At 62.2% G+C, this 13,797-nt stretch carries 18 protein-coding genes and 1 tRNA gene; 6 read left to right on the forward strand and 13 right to left on the reverse strand.

Features of this window, described 5'->3' with window-relative positions; all coding sequences use genetic code 11:
* Positions 1-233 (forward strand): SH3 domain-containing protein (locus CHB90_RS23810; protein WP_141135961.1); only part of this gene is annotated, 233 nt, incomplete at its 5' end.
* Positions 234-481: 248 nt separating this feature from the next.
* Positions 482-850, forward strand: a complete 369-nt coding sequence (locus CHB90_RS23815) for an SH3 domain-containing protein (protein WP_089280247.1) — start codon at positions 482-484, stop codon at positions 848-850.
* A gap of 73 nt (positions 851-923) precedes the next feature.
* On the opposite strand, the gene CHB90_RS23820 is transcribed toward CHB90_RS23815, so the two are convergent.
* A complete protein-coding gene (locus CHB90_RS23820) occupies positions 924-1,673 on the reverse strand; it encodes an RNA methyltransferase (RefSeq protein WP_089280248.1) in 750 nt (249 codons plus the stop codon).
* 131 nt (positions 1,674-1,804) lie between these two features.
* On the opposite strand from CHB90_RS23820, the gene CHB90_RS23825 reads away from it, so the two are divergent.
* The gene (locus CHB90_RS23825; RefSeq protein ID WP_089280249.1) at positions 1,805-2,431 is read left to right on the forward strand and encodes a thiamine phosphate synthase; all 627 of its coding nucleotides are present in this window, start codon (positions 1,805-1,807) and stop codon (positions 2,429-2,431) included.
* A 13-nt stretch (positions 2,432-2,444) separates the two neighbouring features.
* On the opposite strand, the gene olsA is transcribed toward CHB90_RS23825, so the two are convergent.
* The 3 genes from olsA to CHB90_RS23840 all read right to left on the reverse strand — a co-directional run bounded on the left by olsA (position 2,445) and on the right by CHB90_RS23840 (position 4,360).
* Complete coding sequence (gene olsA / locus CHB90_RS23830; protein ID WP_089280250.1) at positions 2,445-3,293, reverse strand: lyso-ornithine lipid O-acyltransferase; 849 nt, start codon at positions 3,291-3,293, stop codon at positions 2,445-2,447.
* Positions 3,294-3,300: 7 nt separating this feature from the next.
* Complete coding sequence (gene olsB, locus CHB90_RS23835) at positions 3,301-4,053, reverse strand: L-ornithine N(alpha)-acyltransferase (RefSeq protein WP_245823360.1); 753 nt, start codon at positions 4,051-4,053, stop codon at positions 3,301-3,303.
* A gap of 124 nt (positions 4,054-4,177) precedes the next feature.
* Positions 4,178-4,360, reverse strand: a complete 183-nt coding sequence (locus tag CHB90_RS23840) for a DUF3553 domain-containing protein (protein WP_089280262.1) — start codon at positions 4,358-4,360, stop codon at positions 4,178-4,180.
* A gap of 28 nt (positions 4,361-4,388) precedes the next feature.
* On the opposite strand from CHB90_RS23840, the gene CHB90_RS23845 reads away from it, so the two are divergent.
* Positions 4,389-4,994, forward strand: a complete 606-nt coding sequence (locus tag CHB90_RS23845; protein ID WP_089280252.1) for a histidine phosphotransferase family protein — start codon at positions 4,389-4,391, stop codon at positions 4,992-4,994.
* Between the two features lie 29 nt (positions 4,995-5,023).
* Here the strand turns inward: CHB90_RS23845 and CHB90_RS23850 are convergent, their stop codons facing one another.
* The 7 genes from CHB90_RS23850 to CHB90_RS23880 form a co-directional block, all read right to left on the reverse strand.
* Positions 5,024-6,289 carry a glutamate-5-semialdehyde dehydrogenase gene (locus CHB90_RS23850; RefSeq protein WP_089280253.1) on the reverse strand — a complete coding sequence of 422 codons (1,266 nt, stop codon included), beginning with the start codon at positions 6,287-6,289 and terminating at the stop codon, positions 5,024-5,026.
* A 73-nt stretch (positions 6,290-6,362) separates the two neighbouring features.
* Entirely contained in the window at positions 6,363-7,469 is a 1,107-nt protein-coding gene (proB, locus tag CHB90_RS23855; RefSeq protein ID WP_089280254.1) for a glutamate 5-kinase, read from the reverse strand.
* Positions 7,457-8,506, reverse strand: a complete 1,050-nt coding sequence (gene obgE, locus CHB90_RS23860) for a GTPase ObgE (RefSeq protein ID WP_089280255.1) — start codon at positions 8,504-8,506, stop codon at positions 7,457-7,459. The genes proB and obgE overlap by 13 nt, the downstream gene beginning before the upstream one ends.
* A gap of 103 nt (positions 8,507-8,609) precedes the next feature.
* Positions 8,610-9,149 carry a GNAT family N-acetyltransferase gene (locus CHB90_RS23865; protein WP_089280256.1) on the reverse strand — a complete coding sequence of 180 codons (540 nt, stop codon included), beginning with the start codon at positions 9,147-9,149 and terminating at the stop codon, positions 8,610-8,612.
* A 155-nt stretch (positions 9,150-9,304) separates the two neighbouring features.
* A complete protein-coding gene (rpmA, locus tag CHB90_RS23870) occupies positions 9,305-9,574 on the reverse strand; it encodes a 50S ribosomal protein L27 (protein ID WP_089280257.1) in 270 nt (89 codons plus the stop codon).
* 21 nt (positions 9,575-9,595) lie between these two features.
* Entirely contained in the window at positions 9,596-10,171 is a 576-nt protein-coding gene (locus tag CHB90_RS23875) for a 50S ribosomal protein L21 (protein ID WP_089280258.1), read from the reverse strand.
* Positions 10,172-10,404: 233 nt separating this feature from the next.
* Positions 10,405-11,259, reverse strand: coding sequence for a DUF2059 domain-containing protein (locus CHB90_RS23880; RefSeq protein WP_089280259.1), 855 nt, complete (start codon positions 11,257-11,259; stop codon positions 10,405-10,407).
* Between the two features lie 201 nt (positions 11,260-11,460).
* Between CHB90_RS23880 and CHB90_RS23885 the strand changes: the two genes are divergently transcribed.
* Together CHB90_RS23885 and CHB90_RS23890 are read left to right on the forward strand one after the other, a co-directional pair.
* A tRNA-Ser gene (locus CHB90_RS23885) sits at positions 11,461-11,550 on the forward strand.
* A 147-nt stretch (positions 11,551-11,697) separates the two neighbouring features.
* On the forward strand, positions 11,698-12,966 hold the full coding sequence (locus CHB90_RS23890) for a DUF6538 domain-containing protein (RefSeq protein WP_089280260.1): 1,269 nt from the start codon (positions 11,698-11,700) through the stop codon (positions 12,964-12,966).
* Here CHB90_RS23890 and CHB90_RS26345 read toward each other — a convergent pair.
* On the reverse strand, positions 12,963-13,145 hold the full coding sequence (locus tag CHB90_RS26345; RefSeq protein ID WP_141135962.1) for a hypothetical protein: 183 nt from the start codon (positions 13,143-13,145) through the stop codon (positions 12,963-12,965). The genes CHB90_RS23890 and CHB90_RS26345 overlap by 4 nt on opposite strands.
* Positions 13,146-13,253: 108 nt before the next feature.
* Positions 13,254-13,583 carry a DUF2190 family protein gene (locus CHB90_RS23895; protein WP_089280261.1) on the reverse strand — a complete coding sequence of 110 codons (330 nt, stop codon included), beginning with the start codon at positions 13,581-13,583 and terminating at the stop codon, positions 13,254-13,256.
* Between the last annotated feature and the right edge of the window lie 214 nt (positions 13,584-13,797).

Here is a 13,797-nt window from a genome sequence, read left to right on the forward strand (position 1 = left end):
CCCGCTCCGGCCCCGGCACCAACTATCACAAGCTGGGCACCTTCAACCCCTGCACCGCCGTGCATGTGGTCGCCTACAACCACGGTTGGGCCAAGGTCTACTTCAACCACAACTACTACTGGGTGTCGGCCAAGTACCTGCAGAACCAGTCCTGCCACTGGGCGCCCAAGAAAAAGCACCACAAGAAGCACTACAACCAGAAGCACCACAACAAGCACTACAACAACTACTGACCCCTCCCTCCCGGCGCCGGTCTCCTCCTCCCGGACCGGCCCCGGCCTCCTTGCGGATCGATCCCCCCGGATCGGTCCGTTTCCCGTTGCAGCCTTGGGAATCAAACCCAGCGCAGGAATGTCTTGGCCGGTCAGGAATGCCTGACTTATGGTAAAGCGGTGGAGAACGTAAATTGTGCGTACAGGTTAACAAGCGCCTTCATTCATTCAAAGACCAGCCAAGTTCATAGACCCAAAGGAACAGCCTCATGAAAACCTTCCTGATTTCCGCCACCCTTGCAGCCGCCGCGCTGACCGCATCGACCGCCTCTGCCGATCAGGCATGGGTCGGTCAGAACCACCTGAACTATCGCACCGGCCCCGGCCTGAACTACGCTGTTGCCGGCACGTTCCAGCCCTGCCATGTGCTGGACACTTATGACCGCCAGTACGGATGGGTTCAGGTTCTGCACCAGGGCCAATACTATTGGGTCCACCAGGATTATGTGGTGAACTACGCCTGCACCTATACGGCGCCGCAACACACCTACACGCCGCCAAAGCCCACCTATACCCCGCCCAAACAGACCTACACGCCCCCGAAGAAATCCGGCGGCTATGGCGGCAGCAACTACTGATTTCGTTCTGATCACCGGCGCCGGTTTTCCTCCCTGGCCGGCCCGGCCGACTAGCGGACTGATCCCCTCAGGATCAGTCCGCTTTTTTGTCTTTCCAACGCACGACCTGCCGCATCATGCCATGCAGCATCTGAACATCCGCGCGGGTCAGCGGCAGCCGGGACCACATGTTGCGCAGATTGGTCTTCATGCCTTCGGCCTTGGTTTCGGGATAGAAAAACCCCGCCTCGTCCAGCCGGTCCTCATAGTGGCGGGCCAGATGCTCGACCTCATGGGCCTGCGCCACCTCGGTCCCGGCCAGAGTTTCGGTCACGGGCGCAATCTGCGCGGTGGCGCGTTGCCATTCATAGGCCATCAACAGCACGCACTGCGCAAGGTTCAGGGAATAGAACTCGGGGTTGACCGGGACCGTGATGATCGCGTTCGCCTGGGCCACGTCCTCATTTTCCAGCCCGGCCCGTTCTGGCCCAAACATGACCGACACCCGCTGACCCAATGCGATTCGGCGGGCCGCTTCCGCCATGGCCTCGCGCGGCTCATAGACTGTCTTTGTCAGGTCGCGCGACCGTGCCGTGGTGGCAAAGACAAAGTGGCTGTCCGACAGGGCTTCGGCCAGCGTGTCGGTGTGGATTGCCTCATCCAGCAGCCGCACGGCACCGGAGGCCATCGCCACCGCCTTGGGGTTGGGCCAGCCGTCGCGCGGGCCCACGACCCGCATCCGGTCCAGTCCAAAGTTCCACATCGCCCGCGCCGCAGCGCCAATGTTCTCGCCCATCTGGGGCCGGACCAGCACAAAGGCCGGTTGCGGTCTGTCAGTTGCCATGGAACCCTCCTGAAGATCGGCGGAGGGGTACTGCCCCCACGCGCCGGGGGCAAGCCCGCTGCCGATGCGAAAAACGCAGGTGCAAAGGGCACAAAGCCGCGTTATGAGAGCGTTCGGACCAGGAGAGCGCCATGACGACCGAAGACCGGGATGCCCCGCAGATCTACCTAGTGACCCCGCCAGAGTTTGACCTTGGCAGCTTTCCCGCGCAATTGGCCCGGGTTGTCGGCGAGGTTGACGTTGCCTGCCTGCGCCTCAGCCTGGCGACCCGGGACGAGGATCGCCTGTTGCGCGCCGCCGATGCGGTCCGTGAGGTGGCGCACAAGGTCGACGTGGCGCTGGTGATCGACACCCATGTGATGATGGCCGAACGGCTGGGGCTGGACGGGGTGCACCTGCTGGATGGCGCGCGCACCGTCCGCTTTGCCCGCAAGACGTTGGGACCAGACGCAATTGTCGGTGCATCTTGCCGCCAATCCCGGCACGAAGGGATGTCCGCTGCCGAAGGCGGTGCGGACTATGTGTCCTTTGGTCCCGTCTCTGGTGCGCTGGAGGACGGCGAACTGGCCGCCCCCGAACTGTTTTCCTGGTGGACAGAGATGATCGAACTGCCCGTAGTCGCCGAAGGTGGTTTGAACGCGGACCTGATCACCCAACTGGCCCCGATCACCGATTTCTTTTCGATTGGTGAGGAAATCTGGTCAACCGAAGACCCCGCCGCGACGCTGAAGGCATTCGAAAAGGCCATGCGCGGCTGACGCCGTCCGCCGCTCAGAGCAGACTGGGATCAACCGGCCCCAACTCTGCGGTATGTCCGTCCCGAACCTGCGTCTCCAGCGCCCGTGCCAGGCTTTTGCGATTGGCAAAATCGTCCACCCGCAAGGCAGGATGATACACCAGTACGACGCTGCCTTGTCGGCGCTGCGCCAGAATGCGCAACAACGAGGGGCCGAACTCCATCTCGCCCCACCACCCGTAGAATCGCGGATTCGTGCCCGCAGGAGCGTGGTAAACCACGCTGACCGGCTGAATCTGCATCTGGTGCCGCAGTTTGTCCGAAAAAAAGGCCGCAAACAGCGTTGTCTTGAACGGCAAGACCCTCAGCCCGTCCGTCGATGTCCCTTCCGGGAAAAACAACAGCCGGTGCTCCTGCAGCAGCCGATCCTCGAATATCTCTGTCTGCGCCCGCGCCTCACGCCGGTCGCGGTTGATGAAAACCGTGCCCGTCGCCCGCGCCAACCAGCCGATTCCGGGCCAGCCCGACACCTCGGCCTTGGACACGAAATAGATCGTCTTGCGGCTGTTGAGGACAAAAATGTCCAGCCATGACGTGTGATTGGCCACCACGGCGCCCGGCCCTGTCATGCGTTGACCGCGCACCTCTACCGGCAGACCCATGATCGCCAGAACCGCGCGGCAGACAAATTGCGTGATCAACGGCGTTACCGGTCGGCGCGCGCCGAAAAGTGGCCGCTCTATCAGCCGAGCCATCAACAACAGCCCAAGACAGCCGAAAATCACCACCACCATGACCGGCGCCCGCAGGACGACCAACAGCCATCCCGCTGCTCCGATGGGCGGCAGGTCAGGCGGGTCCGCCCCCTCCCATGTCTGGCTCATGCCTGCCTCACAAGGCGCGCTCTTGGGTATAGCGCGCGCGCTGGCGGTCGTTCATCCGCTCTGTGTCCATCACAAGGCAGACATCTACCGTGTTGAAATCACGATCGATAAACGCCCCATCCCCAACACAGCCGCCCAACCGAAGATAGGCCTTGATCAGCGCCGGAACCTGCAACATGGCGCGGCGGCGGTCGATCTGCTCCTCGGGCATCAGATCCATGGACTGGTACACCCGCGCGCGCGGGCGCAGTTCTGCTGGGGAAAGATGACGGTGGTGCAGCAGGGACAGCGGTTCGGCCAGTTTGTCCACGTCGATGCCGTGAAAGCTGGCCACGCCAAACAGCACCTCGATGCCGTGATCCCGAACGTATTTGCCCAAGCCTTGCCAGAGCAGGAACATGGCCGGCCCGCCCCGGTAATCTCGGTGCAGACAGGAGCGGCCCAGTTCCAGCAGTCGGCGGCCACTGCTTTTGAGCGCGGTCAGATCGTATTCATCTTCGGAGTAAAACTGCCCTGCGGCCTCGGCCTGATCCTCGCGCAGTACGCGGTAGACCCCGACAACGGCATTGTCGCGCAGATTGTCACAGATCAGCAGATGGTCGAAAAACGGATCGAACCTGTCCCGTTCCAGCCGCGCCTCATGATCGACCAGTGCGCCATCGCCACCCAGTTCGGCCACAAACACCTCATAGCGCAGGCGTTGCGCAGCCTCGATATCCCTGGCGTTTTCCGCAAGCCGGACCGTGAAGGCCTCTGTCACACTTTTGTCCCCCGCGTCTGGCCGCCTGATGTCTGGTGGTCATAGGCAAGCCGCCGTTGGAGTGCAATGTTTCCCGTGTTAGTGCGACACTGGTTAACCATTCCTCAACCTGTGTGGGAATACGTTAACCATCATACACCGGGAGAAGAGCAATTCGGGCACCGTCGATCACGACCTTGCCTTCTTCCCGAAAATTGACAGTAATCCGGCCTCCGATGTTCGACTGAACCTGGCCGGTGCCCCAATCGGGTTGGTCCGGGTGACGGACCAGCATCCCCGGTTCAAGTAAAGAGTTGAGATCCGCCATTCCTATTCCCTCCAGAACGGAGCCAGACATGTCCGAGCCCCGCGCAAATCTTGCCGCTCTTGTCGGGTCGCGCCTCTGCCACGACCTTATCAGCCCGATCGGTGCCATCCAGAACGGGCTGGAACTGATTGCCCTGTCAGGCCCTGCGGACACCAGCCCGGAAATGGCGCTGATCCAGGAAAGCTGCGAAAGCGCTGCGGCGCGCATCCGTTTCTTCAGGGTCGCCTTTGGTCTTGCCAGTCCGCAGCAGATGATGGGCCGCCGAGAGATCATGTCTACCCTGACAGCCCTCGGCAAGGGCGGCAAGCTGCGGGCGGACTGGATGCCGCAGGACGACCTTCCCCGCATGGAGGTGCAACTGGCATTTCTGGCCTATCTCTGCTGTGAAAGCGCGCTGCCGGGCGGCGGCACGATACGCTTTGATCGGGACGCCGCAGGCTGGGCGCTGAGTGCCAGCGGCCCGCGACTGGCGGTTGATCAACCGCTGTGGGATCACCTGAACGGCAGTGCCGATCTGGATGAACCGCCCGCCAACCGCGTGCATTTCGCCCTGTTGGCAATCCTGGCAGAGGCGGCCGGGCACAAGCTGTACGCAACCCTGCGCGATGACACCATCATCCTCAAGATTGCCTGACCCGGAGCCTGACCCGGTAGCGGGCCTGCCTAGGCCCGCACGGTGCCATCCCCGGTCACAAGGTATTTGAAGCTGGTCAGTTGCTCTGCACCCACCGGGCCACGCGCGTGCATCTTGCCGGTGGCGATGCCGATCTCGGCCCCCATGCCAAATTCGCCGCCATCCGCAAACTGGGTGGAGGCGTTGCGCATCAGGATCGCCGAATCGAGCCGCTCAAAGAACCGCGCGGCGGCCGCGTCATCCTCTGTCAGGATACAGTCGGTATGGTTCGACCCATACTGGCGGATATGCGCAATCGCCGCGTCGATATCGTCCACGACCCGCGCGGCGATGATGCTGTCGAGATATTCGTGCCCCCAATCCTCGGCCGTGGCGGGAACGGTTCCGGCAATCACCTGCAAATCGGCATCGGCCCGCACCTCGACATCCGCCTCCAGCAGCGCGCGAATGACACCCTGTCCGATGGTTTCGGCCACATCGCGGTGGATCAGCAGACATTCCGCCGCGCCGCAAATGCCGGTGCGCCGGGTCTTGGCATTCTTGACCACGGACAGCGCCTTGACCGGGTCCGCGTCCTTGTCGATGTAGATGTGCACGATCCCCTCAAGATGGGCAAAGACCGGCACGCGCGCCTCACGCTGCACCAGACCCACCAGCCCCTTGCCGCCGCGCGGCACGATCACGTCGATAAAATCAGTCATCTTCAGCATCTCGCTGACCGCCGCGCGGTCCCGCGTCGGCACCAGCTGGATCGCCGTCTCGGGCAGACCTGCCGCGCGCAGCCCCTCAACAAGGCAGGCGTGAATCGCGCCAGAGGAATGAAAGCTCTCCGAGCCGCCGCGCAGGATCACCGCATTGCCGGCCTTGAGGCACAGCGCACCGGCATCCGCCGTCACGTTGGGGCGCGATTCGTAGATCACGCCGACCACGCCCAGCGGCGTGCGCACGCGCTGGATGTGCAGGCCACTGGGTCGATCCCATTCGGCCATGACAGCGCCCACCGGGTCGTCCTGCGCCGCGACAGAGCGCAGGCTGTCGCAGATACCCTGAATGCGCGTCTCATCCAGCATCAGCCGGTCCATCATCGCCTTGGACAGGTCTTTTTGGCGGCCATAGTCCAGATCACGGGCGTTCGCCTCGATGATCTGCGCGCGCGACGCCCAGACGCTGTCGGCGGCACTCTCCAGTGCCTTGCGCTTTTGCTCGGCTGGGGCAAAGGCCAGATCCGCAGCGGCGGCGCGCGCCTTTTCACCGATGTCCTGCATCAGGGCGGGGATGTTATCGAGATCTTTCATCGGAAGAACCCTCTGGCCAATGGTGGATATGTGTATTTCTAGAGAGAAGAAGCAGAACGGTCAAAGCGGGACATCACACCGCCATGTCATCGCGGTGGATCAAAACTGCGCGGCCCGGATAGCCCAGGATTGCCTCGATGTCGCGGCTGTGGTGTCCGGCGATGGCGCGCGCCTCTGTTGCGGTGTAGCGGGTCAGCCCCTGCCCCAATGTGGTTCCGGTCAGGCTGCGGATTGTCACCGGATCGCCGCGGCCAAAATCCCCCTCAACCGCGCGCAGACCAGCAGGCAACAGTGATTTCCCGGAGGCAAGCGCCGTGGCCGCGCCCTCATCCACACGCAGCGTGCCTTGCGGTTTCATCGCCGCGATCCAGCGTTTGCGCGCCGCGTGCGGGTCCATCTGCGGGGTGAACAGGGTCGAGGGCGCGCCCATCGTCAAACGCCGCAGCGGGTGCAGGTCAGCCCCGTGAGAGATGATCATGGCACAGCCAGAGGCGGTGGCCGTCTTGGCCGCCATCACCTTGGTCTTCATCCCGCCTTTGGACAGACCGGACCCGGCGTCCCCGGCCATGCACTCAATCGCGGGCGTGATGTCGTCAATGACGTCAAGCCGCCGTGCGGACGGGTCCATCGACGGGTTGGCGGAATACAGCCCGTCCACATCCGACAACAGTACCAACAGGTCCGCGCCCACGGTCACCGCCACCTGTGCGGCAAGCCGGTCATTGTCACCATAACGGATTTCATCCGTGGCGACGGTGTCGTTCTCGTTCACGATGGGCACCGCGCCAAAGCCCAGCAGCGTTTCCAGAGTCGCGCGTGAGTTCAGGTAACGGCGGCGGTCGGCGCTGTCCTCCAGCGTCACCAGCACCTGTGCGGTGATCAGACCGTGCGGGGCCAGTGCCTCTTGCCAGGCGCGGGCCAGACGGATCTGGCCAACGGCGGCGGCGGCCTGCGATTGTTCCAGCGGCAACACGCTGGACGGCAGGCCCAGGATGCCGCGTCCCAACGCGATGGACCCGGACGACACCAGTACAACATCGGCACCGCGCGCCTTCAGTTCGGCGACGTCTTCGGCAATGGAGGTCAGCCAATCGGTACGCAAGTCACCACTGGCGCGATCCACCAGCAGCGCCGACCCGATCTTGACAACGACGCGACGCGCCGAGGTCAGGGATGCCATTGCCCATCCTCCCCCTCCTCGGCCTCCGGGGCCGGGCGGTCGGCGGCGCGGCGCGCCTCGACATGGGGACGCAGGGCGCGCAGCACCTCTGTCACGCCTTCCTTGGTGGCGCCGGACATCAGCATCACGTTCTCTGCGCCAGCGGCCTCAAGTTCATCCTTGAGGAACACACGCTCTTCGTCGTCCAGCGCGTCGATCTTGTTCAGCACCGTCACGCGCGGCTTGTCCGCCAGACCCGCGCCGTAAGCATCCAGTTCGTTGCAGATCGTTTGGTAATCCTCGATCAGGCTGCCCGATGTGCCGTCGATCAGGTGCAACAGCACGGCGCTCCGTTCGACGTGGCCAAGAAAGATGTCGCCCAGCCCCCTGCCTTCATGCGCGCCCTCGATCAGGCCGGGAATATCCGCGACGACAAATTCCGTGTTGTCGACGGCCACAACGCCAAGATTGGGGTGCAGCGTGGTAAACGGATAATCCGCGATCTTGGGCCGCGCATTGGACGTGACCGACAGAAAGGTGCTCTTGCCCGCGTTGGGCAGACCCAGCAGCCCCACATCGGCAATCAGCTTGAGCCGCAACCACAGCGTCCGTTCAACACCGTCCTGCCCCGGGTTCGCATTGCGCGGCCCCTGGTTTGTCGAACTTTTGAATTGCAGGTTGCCCCAGCCACCATTGCCGCCTTTGGCAATCCGCACCCGTTGGCCCAGTTCGGTGATGTCGGCAATCACCGTTTCCTCATCCTCTTCAAGGATTTCGGTCCCCACCGGCACCCTCAGGACGATGTCGTTGCCATCGGCGCCAGTGCGGTTCTGCCCCCGGCCAGATTGGCCGTTCTGGGCAAACCAGTGCTGTTGATAGCGAAAATCGATCAGCGTGTTCAGCCCATCGACCGCCTCGACCCAGACCGACCCGCCGCGCCCGCCGTCGCCGCCATCCGGTCCACCGTATTCAATGAACTTCTCACGGCGGAAGCTGACGCAGCCGTTGCCGCCTGCGCCGGAGCGAATGTGAACCTTGCAGAGATCGAGAAACTTCATGGGATGCGCTTTCGGCGAGAGACAGACGGCGGTTTACCGGGGTTTCCGGCAGCGCTCAAGCACTCCCGGCAGGAACAGGCCGCCGCGCTGGATGCCCGCGCGATCAGCCCAGTTTTCGAATATAGGTCCAGGTCGGCACCTTGGACTGGCGCGCGACGGAATAGGCTTCGGCATCGCCGATGTATTCAAACCCGCAGTTCACCAGAACCCGGGCCGAGGCCGCGTTGTCCTGAAAGACCGAGGCAAACATGGTGGCGTTGCCCATCGGATTCGCCTCGACCAGTGCGCGCACCGCATCAGAGGCCAGCCCGGTGTTCCAGAACGCCGGTGCCACCCAATAGCACACCTCGGACTGATTGCGGTCCATCCGCTCCAGTGAGATCAGGCCCATCAGTTCGGACCCGCCGACCTTGGTGGCATCCATCGCCCAGACATCCTCATTCCGGTCGGGTGAGGTGGCGCGGCTGACAAACCCTTCGGTCGCGCCGGGCGGCAGTGGATGCGGAATGGACGTTGTCATCCGCGCCACCCGTTCGTCACGGGTGTAAAGATCCATCAACCCGATGTCGGACTGGCGCACCGGGCGCAGATCAAACCGCTCGGTCGCCACGATTGGCTGATTGTCGGTGGTATCAAGAACCATCTGCACTCTCCTCCTGTGCAACGGCTGGGATCGACAGCACCCGCGCCTTGCAGGTCGTCTTGTCTTTCGGCGCAGTCGATCCGGGGCACGAAAAATGGCAAGGGGACCGGCGCAGCCGCCGATCCCCTGTCCGCTTCCGTGACATGTACTCGGCGTTACTCCGCGGCTTCCGCCACTGGAAGCACCGAAATGAACGTGCGGCCCTTGAGGCCTTTGCGGAAGGTCACGCCGCCTTCGACGGTTGCAAAGATCGTGTGATCCTTGCCCATGCCCACGCCTTCGCCCGGCCAGAACTTGGTGCCGCGCTGACGAACGATGATGTTGCCGGGGATCGCAGCCTGACCACCGTAGAGTTTGACGCCAAGGCGGCGTCCGGCAGAGTCGCGTCCGTTGCGGGAGGAGCCGCCAGCTTTTTTATGTGCCATCTGTGTCTCTCCTTGACTGTCTTAGGCCAGAGTCTTGGCCTGTTCGACCCACTCAGGTTTAACCTTGGTGGCGTCGAAGGTTTCCGGATCGACCGCGGCAAGCGCGGCGAAAGTGGTGATGCCTGCCTCGACCAGTTTCTTGGCGGCGGCGGGACCGACACCTGTGATCTGGGTCAGGTCGTCGCCGGTTTCAACCGCTGCGGTTGCAGCAGTGGCCGGAGCAGCAGCGGCTTTCGGGGCAGACCCTGCGCCGATCGCGGCCTTGACGCCGGTCTTGTCGCCACCCTCGGCGAGGATGTCGGTCACGCGGACCAGCGTCAGCTGCTGGCGGTGGCCCTTGGTGCGCTGCGAGCCGTGCTTACGGCGACGCTTGACGAAGTGGATGAGCTTTTCGCCCTTCACCTGGTCGATCACCTCGGCCTGCACTGCGGCACCGGCCACGGTCGGCGCGCCGACGACGGTGGAGTCACCGCCCAGCATGAGAATCTCATTGAATTGCACGGTTTCACCCGCGTCTGCGGCCAGCTTTTCAATCCGGAGCGTATCGCCCGACTGAACCTTGTACTGTTTGCCGCCGGTCTTCATCACCGCGAACATGGTGTGTCTTTCCTTTTTCTGCCGCGTTCTTTGGCCCCCTTGCAGGAGTTCATGGGGTCCAGACCCCGCCCCGAACAGCGCGCCCCCATCGGGACGTTCGTTGACAAAACAAAAAGGCGGGACCCGGGCCCCGTCTTTCTCGTGAGCGGCTTATGGTCCGGTGGCCGCGTCGTTGTCAAGCGATTGTTGGGTTTGCGGGCATGCGGTCCGGCCATTTGCGCAGGGCACGCCGCTCACAGCTCTTGCTGCTGCATCTGCTGCGCCGCAGCCAGACCCAGCGCATAGGAAATCTCGTCATACATCGCATTGAACCCGGCAAAAAGCGCCCGGTTCAGCGCCCGTCCCTGTGATGTCTCGGACAAGGCAATGTAGGCGTCCAACTCCTCGTTCTCCAAGGGTTCATAGGCCAGCAGTAGGTAGGCAAAGAGCCATTCACGGGTGTCTTCACGGGTTTCGTCCTCCTGTGACCAGACGTCCGACAGGATGTCGCCCTCGGACAGTTGCAGCCCACCGCCGTCAACCAAACCCGAATAAAACTGGAACGACGCATTCAGCGCACCGGTCACATTGGCCTCCAGCAGATCGTTGACCTCTACAAAGCGGCGCAGTTGGTCAAGCCGTGGATCCTCGTCGTCCTTCATCTCGCGATAGGCTTCGCGCGCAGCCTCTTCGACCGCGTCGTCGATCATGGCCTCGCGGGCGGCCAGCTCGAGCTGGACAATCCGCTGCCCCAGATCAGACGAGAAAAAAGCGATCAGGGGTTTGGGATCAGTGTCTTCGATGGTTTGCGAAATTCCGGTGCGCACGACGGCGCGCATACTGTCGGAGTCGTAAATTTGTGCCAACAAATCTCGCCAAGGCGCGGAACTGCCACCCGGCAACATGTCACCGGCCAGTTCCTCACCATAGGCCATGCCCTCTGTCCGCATGATGCCAAGCATGGCCTCGACCTGCAGCGCATCCATCAGGTCATCCACCCGTTCGGCCCGCGCCGGGACCGACATCACAAGACAAGTCAGTAGGGCAAGAGCGCTCAACACCAGGCGTCGGGCGGCCACAGTTTTGGAGAACGACGAAATTTGGTCCATGGGTTCCTCGCAGATGACGGGACTGTTCAACAGGTAAGGCACACAGTGTCCGGCAACAACCGTGCAGCAGAATGGCCGGCGGTGTTGCGCCCCTTTCCACACTGGAAAATGATTTGGTTCGGGCAGAGAACAGGGAACCGGCTTTTTCCCTGTTGCGCAGGCCAAGCGAATTGGCTAAACGCCCGCTACCAAGATCCCCGCGGAGAGGTGCCGGAGTGGTCGAACGGGGCGGTCTCGAAAACCGTTGACCCTTCACGGGGTCCCAGGGTTCGAATCCCTGTCTCTCCGCCACTTTCTGGCAATCAAAAACCACCTAAAATATTAATCCTACTGGGAAAATTGCAAGTTCACGCTTTTTCTGTCCGTCGACTTTGCCTTGTTTTGTGACACATTGCGTTGCACAATCCGACACACGAGATTTTCTCATGGGGTTCGGGCATGGCGATCTACAAACGGGGCAAAACCTACCACCTGCGCCAGCGTGTGCCGCTTCGGTACAAGAGTGTAGAGCCGCGCGAGATTGTGGGAATCAGCCTTCGCACAGATTCCGAAAGCGTCGCACGGGCCAAGGCAGAAGGAGCATGGCAGAATCTCATTGAAGGCTGGGAAGCCAAGCTGGCGGGTGACACGTCGGACGCGGAACGCCGCTTTGAGGCAGCCCGCGAATTGGCGGCAGTCCGGGGCTTTCGCTACCTTCCGGCAACCAAGGCGTCCACCCTGCCAACTGAAGAGTGGCTGGCGCGGGTGGAAGCCGTACCAGAACGCAACGGCAAACCCGACATGCGGGAAGCGGCTGCGATCTTGGGCGGTGTGGAAGAGCCGCCCATAACGGTCACTCGGGCGCTGGAATTGTATTGGGGGCTGGCGGCGGACCGGTCACGCGGCAAGAGCGATGATCAGCTTCGACGTTGGAAGAATCCGCGCAAGAAAGCCGTCGCCAATTTCGTGGCCGTCGTGGGTGACAAGACGTTGCCCGATATTTCAGGCGACGACATGCTGGCCTTTCGGGACTGGTGGATTGAAAAGCTGGATGAAGACGGGCTTACGGCCAATTCGGCCAACAAAGACCTTATCCACCTAGGCGACGTGCTGAAGACCGTGAACCGCATGAAACGGCTCGGGCTGGTGCTGCCTCTCACGGACCTTTCGCTAAAAGAAGGTGAAGCCCAGACCCGGCCGCCATTTTCTTCGGAATGGATACGGGACAAGCTCTTGGCCCCCGGGGCGCTAGACGGGCTCAACACAGAAGCCCGTTGCATCGTGCTTGGGATGGTCAACACTGGATACCGCCCGAGTGAAGGCGCTGGCCTCACAGCGGCCACGATCCGGCTGGACCAAAAGGTGCCACATATTTCGATTGAACCGGAAGGCCGCCAACTCAAAAGCCAATATGCCCGGCGGGTCATTCCGCTGGCGGGTGTCAGCCTTGATGCTTTTCGCGAATGCCCGAACGGCTTCCCCCGTTACAGCGACAAGCCCGGCCTTTCAGCCACGGTGAACAAATATCTGAGGGCAAACGGGCTCATGGAGTCGCCCAAGCATGTGCTCTACAGCTTGCGCCATAGTTTTGAAGACCGAATGCTTGCGGCTGGTGTGGATGATCGGATCAGGCGAGACGTGTTCGGCCATCGCCTGACCCGGGAACGCTACGGCAAAGGGGCCGATTTAGCGCATTTGCAGAAGATCATTCAAAAGGTGGCACTCTAACCGGCAACCGCTCGGGCGCGGGTCAAAATGTCGTCGGACAAGTGGGCTTCTGCTTTTGTCACTTCCTCTTCGGCCCGGCGAAAGTGCAACGCATAGGCTTCGTTCTTCGGTTCGGCCATGAGCATACGCGCGATCTTCGCACGGGCTGCTTTAAGGCGTTTGAGGGTCTGAGTTTCCATCGGGGGTTTCCGAGATGGACGCTCACCGGTTGCGTCGGGTTTACAGGCTGGTCAGGCCCGCGTTTCGGGTGGCCGAACGGACCCACCGGCCCGGCCACCTGAGAAGTGTCAGCCGTTAAGCCGGACATTGACGGTTCCGCTTGGGTTGCCTGCCACAGTGACGGCAAGGCCGATTGCGGGATTGGCCCCGGTGTCGTCGTCAGTCGTCACGACGCTTGCGGAGTCGTCCCAATAGACCGTTGCGCCAACGGTGAAGGCGTCCGTGGACACCTTGGGCATGGTGAAGACGCCGTTTGTGGTCAGCACCAACGACTCGCCAATCGCGGCGGTGCCAGAGGCGATGCCGAAGAGCGAGCCCATCAAAACGCCATCGCCTGAAGTGACAGCGGCGGCGGCGGTTACGGTGATCGAGTCACCGGGTTGCACATAGTTCTTCATCTCAGGTTCCTTTCGACGTGATGAAGTGAAGCGAGCGCGGCGCAGCCCGTCGACAGTATTCCTTGATCGCATTCCGGAAGCCGTGGTTCGTCAAACGCGTATCGTACCGCTTGAGGGTTAGAGGTGGTCCCGGATTTTCGACCAGTTTGCCGCCTTGCTAAGCTATAGCATTGGTTTCATTTCAGGCGGCGGCCTTCAGGTCCGGAGATCGTCT

Origin of the sequence: Antarctobacter heliothermus (assembly GCF_900188425.1) — a bacterium.
Taxonomy (GTDB): Bacteria; Pseudomonadota; Alphaproteobacteria; order Rhodobacterales; family Rhodobacteraceae; genus Antarctobacter; species Antarctobacter heliothermus.